General features: G+C 61.6%; 15 protein-coding genes, 3 pseudogenes and 1 riboswitch. Of the genes and pseudogenes, 7 read left to right on the top strand and 11 right to left on the bottom strand.

Features of this window, described 5'->3' with window-relative positions:
* Positions 1 to 55: 55 nt before the first annotated feature.
* Genes QTA57_RS07910 through QTA57_RS07900 form a run of 3 tightly spaced genes read right to left on the bottom strand, consistent with a single transcriptional unit; the run spans position 56 to position 3,081 of the window.
* The gene (locus tag QTA57_RS07910; protein ID WP_290154385.1) at positions 56 to 1,333 is read right to left on the bottom strand and encodes a DUF6522 family protein; all 1,278 of its coding nucleotides are present in this window, start codon (positions 1,331 to 1,333) and stop codon (positions 56 to 58) included.
* Positions 1,326 to 2,492, bottom strand: a complete 1,167-nt coding sequence (locus QTA57_RS07905; RefSeq protein WP_290154384.1) for a P-loop NTPase — start codon at positions 2,490 to 2,492, stop codon at positions 1,326 to 1,328. Before QTA57_RS07905 ends, QTA57_RS07910 begins: the two co-directional genes overlap by 8 nt.
* Positions 2,479 to 3,081, bottom strand: a complete 603-nt coding sequence (locus tag QTA57_RS07900; RefSeq protein WP_171561346.1) for a MarR family winged helix-turn-helix transcriptional regulator — start codon at positions 3,079 to 3,081, stop codon at positions 2,479 to 2,481. The genes QTA57_RS07905 and QTA57_RS07900 overlap by 14 nt, the downstream gene beginning before the upstream one ends.
* Positions 3,082 to 3,167: 86 nt before the next feature.
* Here QTA57_RS07900 and QTA57_RS07895 point away from each other — a divergent pair, with 86 nt between their 5' ends.
* Complete coding sequence (locus QTA57_RS07895) at positions 3,168 to 4,028, top strand: sigma-70 family RNA polymerase sigma factor (RefSeq protein WP_290154383.1); 861 nt, start codon at positions 3,168 to 3,170, stop codon at positions 4,026 to 4,028.
* A gap of 341 nt (positions 4,029 to 4,369) precedes the next feature.
* On the opposite strand, the pseudogene gcvP reads toward QTA57_RS07895, so the two are convergent.
* The 3 genes and pseudogenes from gcvP to gcvT all read right to left on the bottom strand — a co-directional run bounded on the left by gcvP (position 4,370) and on the right by gcvT (position 8,780).
* A pseudogene (gene gcvP, locus QTA57_RS07890) lies at positions 4,370 to 7,206 on the bottom strand (aminomethyl-transferring glycine dehydrogenase).
* Positions 7,207 to 7,301: 95 nt separating this feature from the next.
* The gene (gcvH, locus tag QTA57_RS07885) at positions 7,302 to 7,664 is read right to left on the bottom strand and encodes a glycine cleavage system protein GcvH (protein WP_171561363.1); all 363 of its coding nucleotides are present in this window, start codon (positions 7,662 to 7,664) and stop codon (positions 7,302 to 7,304) included.
* A 16-nt stretch (positions 7,665 to 7,680) separates the two neighbouring features.
* A pseudogene (gene gcvT, locus QTA57_RS07880) lies at positions 7,681 to 8,780 on the bottom strand (glycine cleavage system aminomethyltransferase GcvT).
* Between the two features lie 141 nt (positions 8,781 to 8,921).
* A riboswitch (glycine riboswitch) is annotated at positions 8,922 to 9,013 on the bottom strand.
* Between the two features lie 75 nt (positions 9,014 to 9,088).
* Here gcvT and QTA57_RS07875 point away from each other — a divergent pair.
* On the top strand, positions 9,089 to 9,649 hold the full coding sequence (locus QTA57_RS07875) for a gamma-glutamylcyclotransferase family protein (protein WP_290154381.1): 561 nt from the start codon (positions 9,089 to 9,091) through the stop codon (positions 9,647 to 9,649).
* Here QTA57_RS07875 and QTA57_RS07870 read toward each other — a convergent pair.
* Positions 9,623 to 11,014, bottom strand: a complete 1,392-nt coding sequence (locus QTA57_RS07870) for an MATE family efflux transporter (protein ID WP_290154380.1) — start codon at positions 11,012 to 11,014, stop codon at positions 9,623 to 9,625. The genes QTA57_RS07875 and QTA57_RS07870 overlap by 27 nt on opposite strands.
* A gap of 104 nt (positions 11,015 to 11,118) precedes the next feature.
* A pseudogene (gene gltX, locus QTA57_RS07865) lies at positions 11,119 to 12,442 on the bottom strand (glutamate--tRNA ligase).
* A gap of 64 nt (positions 12,443 to 12,506) precedes the next feature.
* Here gltX and QTA57_RS07860 point away from each other — a divergent pair.
* Together QTA57_RS07860 and QTA57_RS07855 are read left to right on the top strand one after the other, a co-directional pair.
* Complete coding sequence (locus QTA57_RS07860; protein ID WP_290154379.1) at positions 12,507 to 12,914, top strand: metallopeptidase family protein; 408 nt, start codon at positions 12,507 to 12,509, stop codon at positions 12,912 to 12,914.
* Positions 12,915 to 13,004: 90 nt separating this feature from the next.
* Positions 13,005 to 13,919 carry an MBL fold metallo-hydrolase gene (locus tag QTA57_RS07855; RefSeq protein WP_290154377.1) on the top strand — a complete coding sequence of 305 codons (915 nt, stop codon included), beginning with the start codon at positions 13,005 to 13,007 and terminating at the stop codon, positions 13,917 to 13,919.
* A 20-nt stretch (positions 13,920 to 13,939) separates the two neighbouring features.
* Here QTA57_RS07855 and QTA57_RS07850 read toward each other — a convergent pair whose 3' ends face one another.
* The 3 genes from QTA57_RS07850 to QTA57_RS07840 all read right to left on the bottom strand — a co-directional run bounded on the left by QTA57_RS07850 (position 13,940) and on the right by QTA57_RS07840 (position 16,612).
* On the bottom strand, positions 13,940 to 14,311 hold the full coding sequence (locus tag QTA57_RS07850) for a DUF1801 domain-containing protein (protein WP_290154376.1): 372 nt from the start codon (positions 14,309 to 14,311) through the stop codon (positions 13,940 to 13,942).
* Positions 14,312 to 14,423: 112 nt separating this feature from the next.
* Positions 14,424 to 15,950: a cryptochrome/photolyase family protein gene (locus tag QTA57_RS07845; RefSeq protein WP_290154375.1), complete on the bottom strand. Its 1,527-nt coding sequence runs from the start codon at positions 15,948 to 15,950 to the stop codon at positions 14,424 to 14,426.
* Entirely contained in the window at positions 15,944 to 16,612 is a 669-nt protein-coding gene (locus tag QTA57_RS07840; RefSeq protein WP_290154374.1) for an SDR family NAD(P)-dependent oxidoreductase, read from the bottom strand. The genes QTA57_RS07845 and QTA57_RS07840 overlap by 7 nt, the downstream gene beginning before the upstream one ends.
* Before the next feature lie 251 nt (positions 16,613 to 16,863).
* On the opposite strand from QTA57_RS07840, the gene QTA57_RS07835 reads away from it, so the two are divergent.
* The 3 genes from QTA57_RS07835 (at position 16,864) to QTA57_RS07825 (ending at position 20,063) form a co-directional block, all read left to right on the top strand.
* On the top strand, positions 16,864 to 17,220 hold the full coding sequence (locus QTA57_RS07835) for a cupin domain-containing protein (protein WP_290154373.1): 357 nt from the start codon (positions 16,864 to 16,866) through the stop codon (positions 17,218 to 17,220).
* Between the two features lie 13 nt (positions 17,221 to 17,233).
* Positions 17,234 to 18,802 (top strand): 2-isopropylmalate synthase, encoded by a 1,569-nt coding sequence (locus tag QTA57_RS07830; protein ID WP_290154372.1) that lies wholly within the window; start codon positions 17,234 to 17,236, stop codon positions 18,800 to 18,802.
* A 220-nt stretch (positions 18,803 to 19,022) separates the two neighbouring features.
* Positions 19,023 to 20,063: a rod shape-determining protein gene (locus QTA57_RS07825; RefSeq protein WP_145215253.1), complete on the top strand. Its 1,041-nt coding sequence runs from the start codon at positions 19,023 to 19,025 to the stop codon at positions 20,061 to 20,063.
* Positions 20,064 to 20,076 lie beyond the last annotated feature (13 nt).

The following is a 20,076-nucleotide window of genomic DNA, read 5'->3' as shown; positions in this document are numbered from 1 at the left end:
GGAATGGGCGGACGTCGGTCTTTCGCGGAGATGCGACCCAGGTTCCAAACCTCTTTTACCGAACTTGGCTCTCAGCGCTCGATATCTGGTCACCCGCATCGACAAGCGCCTGATTGAGGCGGGCGCATTCGCTGTCATAGAAGTCCTGATCGCTTTCGCCGTTGTGCGGTCCTCGCGACAGGCTGCGGGCCAGCTCAAAGAAGCCTTTGCCGGGCAAGCTGCCTTGTCCGCGGCTGACGGCGCGCGCAGCGATGAAAGGCCGATCTGCCGCCGCGTCCTCCCGCATCGTGGTCTCAAGCGCGCGCGTGATCTTGCGGACGGAGCCCGGTGCCCAAAGCCCAAGCGCGCGCGCCAGCGCCCCGTAAGTGACCGGTGCCTGGTTCGGAGCGCGCGCCACAAGATAGGCCCGCACCCGGTCGGCAAGCTCACGCTCCCGGTTCACGGCGGCCCCGGCTTCGCGCGGCGGCGGGATTTCTCGCGCCGTTCCATCGCTTAAGACCTCCGCCGCCCAAGCACGGGTGGTCGTGCGCATAATGACTCGCGTCTTACCCGCATCCGCGCCTTCGCCGCGTTCGGTCACACCAGTAACATCGCCAAGCTGCAGACCCAGGCGCAATGCATCTTCTGTCAGGCCAAGCTTCGGTGCAAGATACGCCGGGTCAACGATGATATGCCCATCGTCCCAATCGATCACACCCTCCGGAACGGGCCGGTTCAGCACCGGCGACGGCCCATCGTCGCGCGCATAGAACGGATTGCTGCCCGCGGCATGATCCGTCACATCCACGATCTCGCGGATCTGCGGCAGGGCGGCGCGCAGCATCCGTTCGACGCCTTCGCGCAGCGTGGCGGACGAGGCTGCACACCCCTGGCAACCGCCGGACATGCGCAGATAAACCGCGCCGCTTTCAACACGATCCGCCGAGATTTGCCCGCCATGGGCGGCGACGGCGGGATTGACCTGGCGGTCGAGCAAATCCTCAACCTCTCGGAACAGCACCGCATCTGGGTCAGCGTCGTCCGGGGCGTCTTCCCAGAGGAGCGGGGCCTCAGTCTCGTCAAGCACATGGCGGATGACGGCGGCGATGGCAGGCTTCAGCTTGTCCCAATCGGCGGCTTCGGTCTTCTTTGCCCAGATCGTTGCCCCTGTCACTTCGATCCGCCGCACGCCAGGGATCGCGAAAAGTGCCCGCGCCAGCAGCGGGCCGTCCGGCGCATCAAAACGGAGCGGGCTGCCGGATTGCAGAGGCGCATCCAGAACAAAGCCCATGGCGTTTTCATCGCTTGCCGAGCTTTGGGCCCGGATGCGCCGCCGCGTTGTCGGGTCAGACATCTTCAAGCTCCGTCCCATGCATCGCGCGGAGTGCCTTGAATGTGTAGATGCCAGTGTCGTGCCCGTCGGTGAAAGACAGGCCCAGCGCATAATTCCCGATGCTCCAAATCCGCGTGATCCGCGTGTCGAGCGGCACCGTATCGGGGTCAAGCAGACGCGCACTCGTCATCTCGTCGCGACATTGGGCGCAGGTACAGGCCAGGCGTAGATCGCGTTGGGCGAGGCGCTGTTCAAATCCATCGGCCCAACGCAGCGTCAGGCCGCCATCGTCATGGTCCAATGCCGCCAGCTTGTCCGGCGCACCCCCTGTGACGGGCACCGCTGGCATCGGCTTGCCAGCGCCATCGGCGATGGACCACGCAAAGGGCGTCGCAATGCCCCCTGTGCTATCACCGGTTTGTGCCAATGCCGCCGCGACTTGGCAATAAGCCGTGGCCGCCGGGCTGCCTGGAGCCGCCTTGACCAGAGGGGTGCCATCGTCGCCGCAATCCACGACATTGGGATCAAGCGGAACCTTGCCCAGAAACGCCACACCCAACTCCTGCGCGATGGCTTCTCCGCCACCTTGGTGGAAGATATGCGTCACCGTTCCGCAGGACGGGCAGGTAAACCCGCTCATATTCTCGATCACGCCCAGGATCGGCACATTCACCTGTTCCATCATCCGCAACCCGCGCCGGGCGATTTTGAGGCTCACATCTTGCGGCGTGCTGACCACGACTGCACCGGCGAGCGGAAACGCCTGCGCCAGCGTCAGTTGAATGTCACCGGTGCCTGGCGGAAGGTCCAAAAGGAGCACATCAAGCTGTCCCCAATCGACCTGCTTGACGAACATCTGCAGATATTTGGTGACCATCGGGCCGCGCAGGATCGCGGGCTTGTCATCATCGGTCAGCATCCCCATGGAGATGACCTTCACGCCATGCGCCTCGGCCGGGATCACCATTTGCTGCGGCGTCATGGCGGGCTTGGTACCCGGAATGCCCAGCATACCTGGGATCGACGGGCCATAGATATCGGCATCCACCACGCCAACGGACAGGCCTGCCTCGGCCATCGCGACGGCGATATTGGCCGTGACCGTCGATTTGCCGACTCCGCCCTTGCCGCTGCTGATGGCGATCATGCGGGGTCCCGCGGTTTGCTCAGGCCCGGTCATCCCGTTCTCCTTCCGTCTTCAATGTCTGGCTTGGTCCGCGATAACTCGCGCACAGCTTGTCGATTTCCTCGGTGGCAAGCTCCGCCGAAATGCAGGCGCAATAAGCCGTGCCCCCGTCCGATGAGAAATGGCTGCAATCGTCGCAGGTGCCGAAAGACGGAACCTCCCTCAGGCTGGCAAGCGTCGTCGCCAGTCGCGACAATGTTTCCAAGAAACGGTCGCGCTCTTTGGCGCCGAGCTCATCAATCACACCCATCAGATCGCGCAGCGGATCTTGCATCAGCATCCCCTGCCCGACCTCTGTCAGGTCGAAGCACACGCTCCGCCCATCTCGGTCTGAGCGCCGCCGGGCAATCAGGCCCCGGCTTTCCAGCGATTTGATGATCTGCGAGGCCGTCCCCCGCGTCGTCGCCTGGAAACTGGCGAAGTTTGATGGCGTCCGCGTGTTGCTGTTGGCCCGCGCAAAGAACCGCAAGCAGGTCCACTGCGCCGCCGTCAACTCCGAGCGTCCGTCCTCACTGCGCGCAGCGCGGCCCACATGGACCAGCAATTCAGCGATTCGATCCGGCGTCTGGTGTTCATTGATCATAGTCAACTGGTATCGAATCGAAATCACTTTGACAACACCGGGCCGATCTGATTAGTTTCGCTTCGATACTAAATGAGTCCGAGCTTATGAACAAACCTGTCCCCAATTTCGGCCGCCACGCGCGCCGCAGGCGCAGTGCCGACATGCTCTCCGCGGAGGAGGAACGTCATCTGGTTCGCGCCTGGCAGGACCGCGGCGACCGGCGCGCCCGCGACAAGCTGATCCATGCCTTTGCCCCCTTGGCCGCGTCGATTGCGAAACGCTTCATGCGAGGGTCTGGACAGGCTGACCCGGATTTGATCCAGCAAGCGAATATCGGGCTGATGAAGGCCGCCGACCGGTTCGATGTCGATCGCGAAAATCGCTTTGCCAGCTATGCAATCTGGTGGATACGCGCCGAGATTCAGGATTATGCACGCGCCAATAAGTCGATCGTCAAGCGGCCCAACTCCGCGCAAACCCGCAAGGCAGCGGCGCAAATCGCGGCTCTTGAGGCTGAGATGGCGACCGGGCTGCGGATTAGCCGTGCGGAGGCCGACAAACGGCTCGCCGAGGCGCTCGGCATAGATATCGAACGGGTTGCTGAGTTGCGTGCGCAAATCAGCGGTCGCGATCATTCCCTGAACGCACCCGCCCTTGGCGATGATGGGGAAGATCGTATCGCGCTCCTGGTTGATCCGGACAGTCTCGAGGATCCCGCGCCCCTGCGAAAGCTCGAAGCGACAGCACTGCGCCGGGCGCTTGTCGATGCCTTATCCGGCTTGCCTGACCGGGAACGCGATATCGTCGTCGCGACCCAACTCCATGACCCACCCGCGACGCTTGAATGTCTCGGTGCGCAATACGGCGTCTCGAGGGAACGGATTCGACAGCTCCGCGAGCGCGGTTTCGAGCGCCTGCGAGAGAGTATGTACCTGCGGAATTTCGGGCCAGAGTATTTCACCTGAACGACCGTTGGCCGAATAGCGGTTATCTTGCGGTGTCCCTACCGTTGCGCAATCATTGGGCCGCCATAATGCAAACAACCGATGTCGCAGTGAGCTCAAACGACGCCTAAGACGGAATCGAGACCGTCCAGATCATCCGCGGTGCTGCTGGTCGGTGCGGCACCCAAACAGTGTTGCGGCGTTTAGGCTGGCCCCATGTGCAGGCGTCTACAGGTTTTCACTTGGCAAATCCGCCTTAATCAATCTCCCGCCCCTTTTTCCGACGAGAGACCGTTTAGCCTCAAAACAGGCGCCAACCGAACGCCCTACCTGTGCCTCGACGAACTCAAACGGACCGCATCCTACTCGGCCGCGTCGAGATACTCCTCCAGCGGCGGGCAGGTGCAGATAAGATGCCGGTCGCCATGCACATTGTCGACCCGATTGACCGGTGGCCAATACTTGTCGACCCGGAAAGCCCCCGCCGGGAAGCAGCCCTGCTCGCGGCTATAGGCCCGGTTCCACTCGCCCACCAAATCCTCCACCGTGTGCGGGGCGTGATGCAGCGGGCTGTCCTCGGCCGCAATTGTGCCCGCCTCGACATCGGCAATCTCTGCCCGAATGGACATCATCGCATCGCAGAACCGGTCGATCTCGGCTTTGGTTTCGCTTTCGGTCGGCTCGACCATCAACGTGCCCGCCACGGGCCAGCTCATCGTTGGCGCATGAAAACCATTATCGATCAAGCGCTTGGCGATATCATCGACAGTCACGCCCGCCTCCGCAAAGGGTCGTGTGTCGAGGATACACTCATGGGCCACGCGCCCTTGGCTGCCGGTGAAGAGCACCGGAAAGCCCTCTTTCAACCGCGCCGCGATATAGTTCGCGTTCAGGATTGCGACCTTGGTCGCTTGGGTCAGCCCCTCGCCGCCCATCAACAGGCAATAGGCATAGGAGATCGGCAGGATCGAGGCCGAGCCATAAGGCGCAGCGCTAACCGGCCCTTCCAGCCCGCCGGTTTCGGGATGCCCCGGCAGATGCGGTGCCAGATGCGCTTTGACCCCAATCGGCCCCATGCCGGGCCCGCCGCCACCATGGGGGATGCAAAAGGTCTTGTGCAGGTTCAAATGGCTCACATCGGACCCGATATCGCCCGGTTTCGAGAGCCCCACCATGGCGTTGAGATTGGCCCCGTCCATATAGACCTGCCCGCCAAAGTCATGGGTGATGTTACAGACCTCCCGCACGGTCTCTTCAAACACGCCATGGGTCGACGGGTAGGTGATCATGCAAGCCGCGAGCTTGTCGCCCGCCGCCGCCGCCTTGGCGCGGAAATCATCCAGATCGATATCGCCATTCTCGGCGGCTGCCACGACGACCACCTTCATCCCCGCCATCTGCGCCGAGGCCGGGTTGGTGCCATGCGCCGAAACCGGGATCAGGCAGATATCGCGATCCTCATCGCCATTGGCCCGGTGATAGGCGGCAATGGTCAAAAGCCCGGCATATTCGCCCTGCGCGCCGGAATTGGGCTGCATCGACATCGCGTCATAGCCGGTGATGTCGCAGAGCTTGGCCGACAGGTCCTCTAGCATCTCTGCGTATCCTTCGGCCTGGTCGGCAGGCGCAAACGGGTGTATCGCGCCAAACTCCGGCCAGGTGATCGGCATCATCTCGACTGCTGCGTTCAGCTTCATCGTGCAGGAGCCGAGCGGGATCATCGCGCGGTCAAGCGCCAAATCCCGGTCCGAGAGGCGGCGCATGTAACGCATCATCTCGGATTCCGCCCGGTTCATATGGAAGATCGGGTGGGTCAGATAATCCGACCCGCGCAGCAGGTCATCAGGGATCGCCGGCAGTGTCTGCGGCCCCGCCAAAAGCACACCAAAGGCCCGGCAAACGGCGGCCAGGTGCTCTTCGGTCGTCGTTTCATCAACCGAAATGCCAATCTTGTCATTGCCCACATCGCGCAGGTTGATCCCCGCGCCACAGCCGCGGCCATGATCCGGCTCTGCTTTTTACCAACGGGCACCGTAAAGGTATCAAAAAACGCCTCTTCTTCGGGCGCAAACCCGCCCGCCTGCAAACTTGCCGCCAAACGCACGGTGTTCAGATGCACCCGCTGCGCAATCGCTTTCAGACCCTGCGGCCCATGGAACACCGCATAGAAGGACGCCATCACGGCCAGCAATGCTTGCGCCGTGCAGACATTCGAGGTCGCCTTTTCGCGGCGGATATGCTGCTCCCGCGTTTGCAGGGCCAGCCGGTAAGCCTTGCCGCCGCGCGCATCGATGGAGACACCGACCAAACGTCCCGGGATCGCGCGTTTATAGGCTTCGCGGCAGGCGAGAAACGCCGCATGCGGCCCGCCATAGCCAAGCGGCACGCCAAAACGCTGCGCTGACCCGACGGCGATATCCGCGCCCATCGCGCCAGGTTCTTTTATAAGAGTGAGCGCCAAGAGATCAGTGCAAACAATGCCAATCGCCTTCGCCTCATGCAGCGCGGCGATCTGCGCCGAGGGGTCCGAAAGCCCGCCATAGGTGCCGGGATATTGGAACACGGCACCGAAAACGGCCGTGGCATCCAGATTGGCCGGATCATCGACAATCACATCAATACCCAGAGGCTCGGCCCGGGTCTGGATCACCGCGATATTCTGCGGATGGCAATTCTCGTCCACGAAGAAAGCCGTGGCCTTCGACTTCGCCACCCGCTGCGCCATCACCATCGCCTCGGCGCAGGCCGTGGATTCATCAAGCAAAGACGCGTTGGCCACCTCCAACCCGGTCAGATCGGCGACCATTGTCTGGAAGTTCAACAGCGCCTCAAGCCGTCCTTGCGCGATCTCGGGCTGATACGGCGTATAGGCCGTGTACCAGGCCGGGTTTTCCAACACATTCCGTTGGATCGCTGGCGGAGTATGGGTGTTGTAATAGCCCTGCCCGATCATGCTGGTCATGACCTTGTTCTGACCCGCAATCGCCCGCATATGGCCGATCAACTCGGCTTCTGACAGCGCGGGCCAATCCAGCGCATCGGCCTGTCGGATCGCCGCTGGAACGGTTTGATCAATCAACTCATCCAAGCTGCCCGCGCCCACCGCTTGCAACATCTCGACCATCTCGGTCGGCGACGGGCCGATATGGCGGCGGTTTCCGAAATCGGTCGGGTCGTAATCGGTGGGCGTCCAGGTCATATCCGGGCTCTCCAGGTCTGCGGCGCAAGGCCAGTGTTCGGAACGGTCACAAGGATCGCCGAGCCCTCACGAAGGCTTGGCGATGCACAAATCCGTCAGTCTCCGATGAAGTCCTTATAGGCGGCTTCATCCATCATCTCGTCCATGGCGCTCATATCGGCGATCTTCATTTTGAAGAACCAGGCATCGCCGGTCGGGTCTTCATTGACCATGCCCGGATTGTCCGCGAGCGGACCATTAACCTCAACGATCTCGCCGTCGAGCGGGGCCAGGATGTCGGACGCGGCCTTCACGCTCTCGATCACGACAACCTCGTCATCTTTGGCCACCTCAGTACCCTCTTCGGGCAGTTCCACGAACACCACATCGCCCAATTGCGTCGCGGCATGTTCCGTGATGCCCACAACCACGACATCGCCGTCGACGCGCAGCCATTCATGCTCTTCTGTGTATTTCATCTGTCGTCTCCCTCGCTCAACGTTTGTAGCTTTGCTTATAAAATGGTGTGGCGGTTTGGATGGCGGGCAAGCGCTTGCCGCGCACTTCGCCATAGATCACAGCATCGGATGAGGTGGCGCTGTCGATCAAGCCCATTGCGATCGGGCCACCCACCGACGGGCCAAAGCCGCCCGATGTGATGACGCCGATCTCTGTGCCACCTTCCGCGCTGTCAAATAGCGGCACGCCAGCCCGCATCGGCGCGCGACCTTCTGGGCGCAGCCCGACGCGCTTGCGCGGCGCGCCATCGGCCATCTCCGTCAAAATCCGGTCCGCGCCGGGGAACCCGCCTGCGCGCGCGCCATCCGCCCGGCGCACTTTCGAGATCGCCCAGCCAAGCCGCGCTTCGATCGGCGTGATCTCCGCGCTTAGGTCTTGGCCATAAAGCGGCAGCCCGGCTTCCAATCGCAAGCTATCGCGTGCGCCGAGACCAATCGGCGCAACCTCATCCATCTCCAGCAGCGCCCGGGCGAAAGCGTCAGCTTGGCCTCCGGCACCGAGATTTCAAACCCGTCCTCGCCCGTATAGCCGGACCGTGACAGCCAAAGCTCCGCACCTTGCCAATCCATCTGCGCCACATCCATGAACCGCATCTCGGCCGCCTCTGGCAACACCCGCGACAAGGCGGCTTCGGTCATAGGGCCTTGCAACGCCAAAAGCGCTCGGCCCTCCACCGGCTGCACACCCGAAAGATGCGCCGCAAGATGCTCGATATCGGCATCCTTACACGCGGCATTCACCACCAGAAACAGGTCCTCCGCACGGCGGGCGATCATCAGATCGTCAAGCACCCCACCTGCGTCATTGGTGAACAGCCCGTACCGCTGACGTCCGGGCGCCAAGTCGATCACATCGACCGGCACCAAAGCTTCAAGCGCCGCGTCCTGATCCAGCGGTAAGAGCACCTGCCCCATATGGCTGACATCGAAGAGCCCCGCCTTCTCCCGGCACCATAAATGCTCGGCCATCACACCGGCGGCGTATTGCACGGGCATATCATAGCCCGCAAACGGCACGAATTTGCCGCCCAATTCGGCGTGCAGATCATGTAATGTCAGGCGCTTCAACTCGGCCATGTTCCCCCCGGTCACCGGGGCGCGGCCCGGCATCGTATCACCCGCGCCTCATGCGCGCGTCTCGATGCCCCCTCTGTCCTTTCGCCTGAGATCGTTATCCCTTCGGCGGACGCGGTCCCCGCGCCTCTCTCCAGAGTTCTATTGCTCAAACAGGTCCCTGTTGCCTGAGAGTTTACCGGGGCGGTTGCTCCTTCGGCACCGGCGCATGCGCCAGCTTCTCCCTGCCTGAACTGCGCCCAAAATACCCAGATTTTTGATTCCGGCAAGAGGCTTGCATGCAGCCGTATGCCGGCTCAAAACTAAGACCCATGTCCGACCCCTTCTTTTTTGGCTATGGCAGCCTGGTCAATCGCGCCACCCATGCCTATCCGCGCGCGACCAAAGCGCGAGTATCGGGCTGGGGGCGAGCTTGGCGCGGCACGCGACTGAGACGCGTGGCGTATCTAACGGCGGTCGAGATGCCGGGGGCCGAGATCGACGGGCTGATCGCGGCGGTGCCTGGCGCAGACTGGGCCGCGCTCGATGCGCGCGAACGGGCTTATGCCCGCCATCAGGTGGCAGAGATCAGCCATGACCACGAAGACAGCGTCGCAGTGCAGATCTACAAAGTTGAGCCACACCACGAAGCCGATGGGGAAGATCACCCGATCCTGCTCAGCTATCTCGATACGGTGGTTCAGGGCTATCTGCGGGAGTTCGGCACAAGTGGCGCCGCGCAGTTCTTTCAGACAACCATTGGCTGGGACTTGTCGATCTTGAATGATCGCGCCACCCCGATCTACCCACGTGCACAACCGCTTGAGGCCGATGAACGGCGCTTCGTCGATGATCAGCTTGAGAGCCTATCGACGGTGGTGAAACAGCTGTAGCTGCCGCGCCTGACGCTGGAAGACCCCGGGCGCGGCCACCGCCTCTTGTTTGCCGATCACCCGAAGTGCCAGCCAGAGCGAGATCAGCCCAAAGATCAGCCCGCCAACCGCTTGGCCAATCAAGACGCCCGCCGCGCCAAACCAGGACGCGAAAAGGATTACCAGAGGGATCGTGCCCAATGTGTGGCGACCCCAATTGATCCAGGTTGAATAATAGGGATGGCCAAGATTGTTGAACGCCGCGTTCGAGACAAAGATCATCCCGTTGAAGAAGAACGCGAGCGCCAGCGGGCCGCAGAACAGGAACACCAGATCGCGGGTGATGCCAGACGCTTGGAACAAATCCGCAATCGGCCCGCGTATCGCGAACAGAACGGCCGTGACCAAGATCACCACCAGCGCCGTAAACACCATGCCGTCGCGATAAGCGCGCCGGACACGGGCATAATCCTTGGCCCCGTAATTCTGACCGATGATCGGTCCGATGGCCCCCGAGAGCGCGAAGATCACCCCGAAGGCGACTGGCGTCAGGCGCGCGACAATCGCCATACCGGCAACCGCCTCCTCGCCGTAGCTTGCCATGGAACGGGTGACATAGGCCTGCCCGATAGGCGTCGCGAGTTGGGTCAGGATCGCAGGAAAGGCCAAGGTCACAACCGGGCTCAAATCAAGCCGCATCTCAGGCAAGTTTGGGCGGCCAAAGCCGCCGTAATAGCGCATGATGGGGATCAACGCCGTGGCCGCAATGGTCAGCCGTGCGGCGACGGAGGCCAAGGCTGCCCCGGTCAGTTCCAAATCCAAGCCGAAGATCAAAATCGGGTCCAAAACCGCATTGACCAGCCCGCCCCAGATCGTCGCCATCATCGCCCGACGGGCATCGCCATGGGCGCGCAAGATCGCACCACCGACCATGCCGACCAAGAGGAAGGGCAGCGATGGGATAATGATCTGCAAATAGTCGACAGCAAGCTCCTGCGTCTCGCCGCTCGCGCCAACCAGGGCCGTCAGACCGGCCAGGTTCGTCCAGACGACGGCGCTGAAAATCGCGCCGAACACCACGCCGAAAATCAACGTGTTGGTGGCCCGCCGCTGCGCCAGCGCCTCATCGCCTTCGCCCAAGGCCCGCGCCACCAAAGCGCCACCAGCGATCGCCATCCCGATCCCGAAGGAGGTGGTGAAGAACAGAATTGCGCCCGCATAGCCCACGGCAGCGGCCAGTTCCGCCTTGCCCAGCATCGAGATGAAAATCATGTCGACAAAATCGACCAGGAACACCGCCATCAACCCGATTGTCGCAGTGAGCGACATCACCGAGATGTGCCGGAACAGATTTCCGCTCAGGAATTTCGCCTGTGCTTGTGCCATCGCGCGTCCCTTCGCCCTAGCCGTGGCATGGATGACGCGCGCGGGCCAGAGATTTTAATGCCTCCGGCGGGGATATTTTTGAAGCAGAGAAGTCCGCTCTGCGTTTAGAGACTGGGTTTTTTCTGCAAGAGCGGCATTACATCGGCCATCTCGGGGCCCCGTTCCAGACCGGTCACCGCCTTGCGGAGGGGCATGAACAATCCCTTGCCTTTGCGTCCCGTCGCCTCTTTCACCGCGCTGGTCCAGTCGGCCCAGGTGGTCTCCGAATAGGGTGGCTCCGGCAGCATCTCGAAGGCTTGCGCCACGAAATCGTGGTCGTCCGCGTCCACCAAAGGCGTGGCCCCATCGCGGAACAGCGCCCACCACCCCGCCAGATCGGCGCGTGTCGTGATGTTGGCTCGTGCGACGGTCCAAAACGGCTCGGCCAGATCAGCAGGCACGCCGAGGGCCGCGACATCTTTGGCCACGGCAGACAAGGGCTGACCATGCAAATAGCGCCCGGTCAGTGGGTAAAGGTCTTCAACGTCGAATTTCGTCGGGGCCGCGCCGAAATGATCCAAATCGAACCCGTCCGCCAGCTCATCGAGCGAGCCGGCCAGTTCCACCGGCTGCGACGATCCGATCCGCGCCATGTGTGACAGGAGTGCCATCGGCTCCACCCCGCTTGCGCGCAAATCGCGCAAGGCCAGCGTGCCGAGACGTTTCGACAGCGCCTCCCCTTGCGGCCCGGTCAGAAGCGAGTGATGCGCGAAGCTCGGCACGGTGCCGCCCAAAGCTTCGATGATTTGAATTTGGGTTGCCGTGTTGGTCACATGGTCAGAGCCGCGGACCACATGGGTGATCCCCATCTCGGTATCATCAACGACGGAGGCAAGCGTATAGAGCACCTGCCCGTCCTGACGGATCAGGACCGGATCGCTCACGCTGGCCGCGTCAATCGACAGATCGCCAAGGATGCCATCGGTCCACTCGATCCGCTCGTGGTCGAGCAAGAACCGCCAAACCCCCTGCCCGCGCTCCGCTTTCAACGCGGCCTTCTCATCCTCCGAGAGCTTCAGGGCCGCCCGGTCATAGACCGGCGGCTGCCCCATGTTCAGCTGCTTCTTGCGCTTCCAGGTCCAGCTCCACCGGCGTCTCGAACGCCTCGTAAAACCGCCCTTTCTCGCGCAGAGCATCCGCCGCCGCCGCGTAACGGTCGAGCCGGTCCGATTGCCGTTCCACCCGGTCCCAGGTCAGGCCGAGCCATTCCAGGTCTTCCTGGATCGCATCGGCATAGGCCTGGGTGGAACGTTCCGGGTCGGTATCATCCAAGCGCAGGATGAATTGCCCGCCCGCCTTCCGCGCGATCAGGTAGTTGAACAGCGCAGCACGCAGATTTCCGATATGCAAATAACCAGTGGGGGATGGCGCAAAACGGGTGATGGTCATCGGAACCTCCAAATTCAGGGCCGATCCTCTTTCACAGGCGACTGCTTTTGTCCATATCGGGCCTATGTCCGACTGGTCCAAATCGACACCGCCCGATCTTACCGCATTCGAAGCGCTGGCGCTGGCGGCGCGCGCGGCCCTGCCGGTGCCCTATTCCGAGGCGGCACAAGCCGTGGTTCTGCGGGTCGAGGATTTCGCACCCGACAGGATGCTGGCCGAGATGGGAATGGAGAACCCGTTTGAATTGACCGGTCTTTACGAAGGCATCCCCCTGACCGAGAAATCGGTGATGGATCAACCCTTTGGCCCTGACACAATCTGGCTCTTCCGCCGCCCGATCTTGGAGGAATGGGCCGAGCGTGGCGACGTTCCCCTGGGCGATCTTGTTGCTCATGTCCTGGTCCACGAATTGGCGCATCATTTCGGCTGGTCCGATGCCGATATCGCCCGGATTGACCGCTGGTGGGAGTGACGTCGCCCGGCTCACACCATTGTGCGCTGGCCTGGGGTGATTCCGCTGCTACCTTTCTCCAAAGACACCCCTCAGATTGGAGCCTACCGCATGCCTCGCTTAACCCGCCGCCAAACCCTCACCGCCGGGGCTGCCGTGCCGCTGGCCGCCCTTGCCCCCGCCGCGCAGGCAGATGCACCTATGCTTGGGGCCGATTTTGCGATGCATCGCCGCTTCACCCTTGGCGGTTTTGAAGTCACAACGCTTCTGGTCGGCACCTCACCGGCCAATGATCTGCAATCGATCTTCGGGATGAATGTCAGCGCCGAAGAGTTTGCCGAGGTCAGTGCCGCCAATTTCATCTCGCCTGATCAGGCACAGTTTTTCTTCACGCCGACCGTGATCAATACCGGGGCCGACCTGGTGCTGTTCGACACGGGGTTGAACGCGGCGGGCACCACCGGCGCGCTTGCGGCGGCGGGGTATACGCCGGATCAGATCGACCTCGTGGTGTTGACCCATATGCACGGTGATCATATCGGCGGAATGCTGTCGGACGGCGCGCCGACCTTCCCCAATGCACGTTATGCCACGGGCCGTGTCGAATATGACGCTTGGGCCGCCGCCGGCAATGACGGGTTCAACCAAAACGTGCGCCCGTTTGCCGATCAGATGACCTTCTTGGAGGACGGCCAAGAGGCCGCCTCTGGCCTGACCGCGATGGCGGCGTTCGGTCATACACCAGGCCATATGGTCTATCGGATCGAAAGCCAGGGCGAAGGCCTCGTCCTCTTCGCGGATCTCGCCAATCACCCGATCTGGTCACTGGCCCGCCCGGATTGGGAGGTGCGGTTCGACATGGATAAAGAGGCCGCCGCAGCCAGCCGTCGACGTGTTTTGAGCATGATTGCGGCCGAACGCCTTCCGGCCATCGGCTATCACATGCCGTTTCCCGCCATGGGTTATGTCGCGACCGATGGTGACGGGTTCCGTTGGGTTCCGGAAGCCGGGCAGCTTATGGGCTAAGCAACAACCGGACCGAGGGGTCAGCTTGGGGAGACCGGCCAGCGGCGGCCCAAATCCTCAAGCCCATCGGCGATCAACTCGGCCAAGACGCCCATGTCGATATCTGCAAGCTTGTTGACATACAGACAGGCCCGACCGGTTTTATGCTTGCCCAACCGCGCCAAGAGTGCATCGCGTTCGGCATAGCCGGGCATGATGTAGAGCGAGAGATTTGATTTCCGTGGCGAAAACCCGGTGGCGAGGAAATCTCCCTCTCGGCCAGTGTCGTACCGATAGTGATAGCGTCCATAGCCCACAATCGTCGGCCCCCACATAACCGGCGTCCAGCCTGTTACCTCGCGAAACAGCGCATCCAGCGCCAACCCATCGGCCCGGCGCACCGGATGTTCCACACAGCCTCCAGAAAGGCGGTTACAGACTCGCCTGTTGGTTGGGTTTTGTTTGCCGTCATCACGCCCCCTTGCCACCAATCATATAAGATTTGGCGTGTGAGCCAAAGTGGGCTTAGACGCGATCCCCCCGGTCCAATCGTGCCAGCACCCCCGCCGCACCTTCCAAAACATGCGCCCGCCGCGTCGCATCCATCCGATCCCAGACCCGATACATCTGTGCCATGCGCGGGTTTGTCTCAAATCGGCGACGATGACGGTCCAGAAACGCCCAATATAAGAGGTTGAACGGGCAGGCACCGGCGCCGGTCTTCTGGGCAACCGAATACGCGCAGTCTCGGCAGTAGTCCGACATCTTATTGATGTAGTTGCCGCCCGAAACATAGGGCTTCGACCCGACGATGCCGCCATCCGCGAACTGGCTCATCCCGATCACGTTCGGCGCCTCGACCCATTCATAGGCATCCGCGTACACAGCCAGATACCATTCATGCACCTGATAGGGATCAATACCGGCCAATAGGGCGAAATTGCCCGTCACCATCAAGCGCTGAATATGATGGGCATAAGCCTCGTCCCGCGTCTGCTCCACCGCTTCGGCGACGCAACGCATGTCGGTCTCTCCGCTCCAATAGAACGCGGGCAGCGCCCGATCATGGCCTAGGGCGTTTCGGGTCACATAATCTGGCCCTTCTCGGAAATAGATGCCGCGCATGTATTCGCGCCAGCCGATGATTTGGCGGATGAACCCCTCCACGGCGTTGATCGGCGCTTGCCCCGCCCGCCAGGCCGCCTCCGCCGCGCCGCAAATCTCCTGCCAGGTCAGCAACCCAGCATTCAGATACATCGAGATCACAGAATGATAGAGAAACCGATTGCCGCTGAGCATGGCGTCTTGATAATCGCCGAATTTCGGCAAGGCGTGGGTGATGAAATGGTCAAGCGCCTGACGCGCCTCGGCCTGATCGGTGGCAAACCAAAACGGGCGCAGCGTGCCGAAGTTATCGCCGAAACGCGCCTCGACCAGCGCCAATACGGCATCAACGGACTCATCTGACGCAAATCGCATCGGGCCATCAAAGTCGATGCTGTCAGGCGCCGGTTTGCGGTTGTCATGATCGTAATTCCATTGCCCACCCGCCGGTTTGTCTCCCTCCATCAACAGCCCGGTTTTGCGCCGCATAAGGCGATAAAAATGCTCCATTCGCAACGCTTTGCGGCCCTCGGCCCAGGCGTCGAACTCTGCGTGTGACGAAAGAAACCGGTCATCTGGGAACAAATGCACGGGCACCGGGCTGTCCTCTAACGCCGAGATCAGACGCCATTCGTCGGGCTCCGTCGCCAACACCTCTATCGCCCCTAACGCGGCGGCATGGCGAAGCAACTCGCCAGTAATCGAGCCGGTGTTGTCCGGGTCATCAAGGCGCGTGTAGCGCACCTGCCAGCCGTCTTGCGCCAACCGCACGGCAAACTTCCGCATCGCCGCAAAGAGAAACGCGATCTTTTTCGGGTGATGGGGCACGTAACTGGCCTCGTCAGCCACCTCTGCCATGATCACCACATCGGATGTCTGATCGGCCTCGCGTAGTGCAGATAAATCCAGGCTGAGTTGATCCCCCAGGACCAGAACCAGCCTCACCACGGCACCGCCTGCCCGGTCCAATCAAAAAAACCACCGGTATCGATCAGGGTCAGCCCGTCCATAACGTTCAGCAGGTTTTCGGCCGCTTCGGAGGCGGGAACGGACGGATGGCGCCCCAGGTATTTCTCTGTGAACGCCGTCTGCACCGTGCCGGGATGCAAAGCCACACAAATCGCCGGTTTCCGCGTTCGCGCGATCTCGATGGCAGAGGTCCGTATCACCTGGTTCAACGCGGCCTTTGCGGTTCGGTAGCTGATCCAGCCACCCAATCGATTGTCCCCGATTGACCCAACCCGCGCCGACAAAACGGCGAAAACGCTGCGCCGCTCCCGCGGCAGGAGCGCCAGCCCGTGTTTCAACACCAAAGCCGGGCCCAAGGCATTGAGCCGGAACTGATCAAGCATCGCCTCGGGTGACAGCGCCTTGAGGGTCTTTTCCGGTTCTGCCCCCGCGATCTCTAACGCGCCGCTCGCCACAACGATCCGGTCAAACGTTCCCTCCAACGCCCCGAGATGCGCCGCGACGTTTGCCTCGTCGGTCACATCCAGCCCATCACCGGAGCGCGAGAGGCCCGTCACCTCAGCCCCCCGCCGTCGCAGGGCTTCCGTCAGTGCGGAGCCGATGCCGCCCGATGCGCCAATGATCAATGCGCGTTCTGTCATCCTTTGCCAGCTAGCCGGGTCGAACCACGGGTCAACCGCGCTGACCCAAAAAGGGGGTTTTCATCTGCGCCCGTGTTCGTAAACTGCGACCCATGACATCGCGCAGCCATATCGTTCCGACCGCCGCCCCTTTGGGCGCGCTCGACCTGCGTGGTCTTCTCCTTCTTAGCCGCCTCTGAGCGTGCCTTTCGGCGCGACCGCTCAGAGGAGGAGTAGCGCCGAGTGACCCAGGCAATCTAAGAAGAGACATCATGCAGAAAGTGAACCTTGCCGAAAAACTGGCCAAGTTCGACACCCATTGGGATCCCCATGTGGTGGCGACCTATAATGACAACGACGTTCTGATCGTGAAGTTTCAAGGGGAGTTCCCCTTCCACAAACACGCGACGACAGACGATTTCTTCCTCGTCATCGAGGGCGAAGTGACGATGGAGTTTGAAGATCATGACCCCATCCGCTTTGGCCCTGGCGAAATCGTTGTTGTGCCAAAAGGCGTCATACACCGGCCACGCGCCGAGAAAGAGGCCAAAGTCCTCCTAATCGAGCCGACCGGCGAACCCAATTCCGGCGACGCAGACCGCGCGCCTGCCCCCAAACCTTCTATTTGATGAGATGAAACCAATGAACACTGACAAAAACCGCGTGGTGATTTTCGACACCACCCTGCGCGATGGCGAGCAATCTCCGGGCGCAACCATGAGCCATGAAGAGAAATTGGAGATCGCGAGTCTCCTGGACGATATGGGCGTCGATATCATTGAGGCCGGTTTTCCAATCGCATCGGAGGGCGATTTCGTCGCCGTCTCCGAGATCGCGAAGAATGCCCAGAACAGCGTGATCTGCGGCCTGTCTCGCGCGAATTACAAGGATATCGACCGGTGTTGGGAGGCCGTGCGCCACGCCAAACAGCCGCGCATCCACACCTTCATCGGCACCTCGCCACTGCACCGCGCAATCCCCAACCTGACCCAGGATGAGATGGCCCAGCGCATCCACGACACCGTGACCCATGCGCGGAACCTCTGCGACAATGTGCAGTGGAGCCCGATGGATGCGACCCGCACCGAGTGGGATTACCTCGCCCGCGTGGTCGAGATTGCGATCAAGGCCGGGGCGACCACCATCAACATTCCCGACACGGTTGGCTATACCGCCCCGAACGAATCCGCCGAGTTGATCCGTCGGTTGATCGCCGAGGTCCCTGGCGCGGATGAGGTGATTTTCTCCACCCATTGCCATAACGATCTGGGCATGGCGACGGCCAATTCACTGGCAGCCGTTGAAGGCGGCGCGCGGCAAATTGAGTGCACCATCAACGGCTTGGGCGAACGCGCGGGCAATACCGCGTTGGAAGAGGTCGTGATGGCGATGAAGGTCCGCCACGACATCATGCCCTTCACCACCGGCATCGACGCGACCAAGATCATGAACATCTCGCGCCGCGTCGCCACCGTTTCCGGTTTTCCGGTGCAGTTTAACAAGGCGATCGTTGGCAAAAACGCCTTTGCCCATGAATCGGGCATCCACCAGGATGGTATGCTGAAAAATGCCGAGACCTTTGAGATTATGCGGCCCGAGGATGTCGGCCTCAGCGAAACCAATATCGTCATGGGCAAGCATTCCGGCCGCGCGGCCCTACGCTCGAAGCTGAAAGATCTGGGGTATGATCTGGGCGACAACCAGTTGAACGATCTCTTCGTCCGCTACAAAGAATTGGCGGACCGCAAGAAAGAGGTTTTCGATGACGACCTGGTCGCTCTGGTTTCCGACAGTGCCGCCACCGATCTTGATGACCATCTGCAACTGCAATCGATGACCGTGATCTGCGGCACAGAGGGGCCGCAAAAGGCGACGATGACTATGACCGTCGATGGCGTCGAGAAATCGGTCGAAGCGATGGGGGACGGCCCTGTCGATGCGGCCTTTAACGCGGTCAAAGCGGTCTTTCCCCATGCTGCAACGCTGCAACTTTATCAGGTGCATGCCGTGACCGAGGGCACAGACGCCCAGGCCACGGTCAGCGTCCGGATGGAGGAAGAAGGCCGGATCGCAACGGGTCAATCCGCCGATACGGACACCGTCGTGGCCAGTGTGCGCGCCTATATCAATGCCCTGAACCGCCTGATCATCCGGCGGGAGAAGGGCGCGGGCCATGACCTGCCGGAAGTGTCTTACAAAGACGTCTCTTAATGTGACTCAAACCCCGGGCGGAGCAGACCCCCACGGCCAAACGCCGCCACAAATCCTCTGAATGTGCGATTTGGCCCCACCCGGAACAGCGAAATAGCGCTGATCTGCGCTGATAACGCCCTTTACGGACGCGAGACAGGGTGCCTATATGCAGACCGGTTTGGCGCGGGTGAGTCTTCCCGCGCCTCTTTTGGACGTGACAGCAGGATTTTCCCCAAATATGGCCTTCGGACTTGGCAGCCTTTTCTCCGCCGATATGGCGATCGACCTCGGCACGGCAAACACGCTTGTCTATGTGAAAGGCAAAGGCGTGATCCTAAACGAGCCCTCTGTGGTGGCCTATCAAGTCAAAGACGGTGTGAAGAAGGCGTTGGCCTTTGGTGAAGACGCTAAGCTGATGCTAGGCCGGACGCCCGGTTCGATCCAAGCGATCCGACCGATGCGCGACGGCGTGATCGCAGATTTCGACGTCGCCGAAGAGATGATCAAGCACTTCATCCGCAAGGTCCATAAACGCACCACCTTCACCAAACCGAAAATCATCGTCTGCGTGCCCCATGGCGCAACGCCGGTCGAAAAACGCGCCATCCGTCAATCGGTGCTCTCGGCAGGTGCGCGCAAGGCCGGGCTGATCGCCGAGCCAATTGCGGCAGCCATCGGCGCAGGCATGCCCATCACCGATCCGACTGGCAATATGGTGGTCGATATCGGCGGCGGGACAACCGAAGTGGCCGTCTTGTCGCTGGCCGACATTGTCTATGCGCGCTCGGTCCGGGTGGGGGGCGACCGGATGGATGATGCGATCATCTCCTATCTCCGTCGGCAGCAAAACTTGCTGATCGGCGAGGCCACCGCCGAGCGGATCAAGACGTCCATTGGGACGGCGCGGATGCCTGATGACGGCCGCGGCGCCTCGATGCAGATCCGGGGCCGCGACCTGTTGAACGGGGTGCCGAAGGAGACCGAGATCAGTCAGGCGCAAGTTGCCGAGGCCCTGGCCGAACCGGTGCAACAAATCTGCGAAGCCGTCATGAGCGCGCTTGAAGCGACGCCGCCCGATCTGGCCGCCGATATCGTTGACCGCGGCGTGATGCTGACCGGCGGCGGGGCCCTTTTGGGCGAGCTTGATCTCGCGCTTCGTGAGCAAACCGGTCTGGCCATCTCGGTGGCCGATGAAAGCCTGAACTGTGTGGCTCTCGGCACGGGCAAAGCCTTGGAGTATGAAAAACTCCTCCGCCATGCGATAGATTACGACAGCTAGTCCGCCACCCGGC

This window comes from Fontisubflavum oceani (genome assembly GCF_030407165.1).
GTDB classification, from domain to species: domain Bacteria; phylum Pseudomonadota; class Alphaproteobacteria; order Rhodobacterales; family Rhodobacteraceae; genus Rhodophyticola; species Rhodophyticola oceani.
The sequence above is the reverse complement of the archived record's forward strand: the minus strand, read 5'-3'. Positions and strand labels throughout refer to the sequence as shown.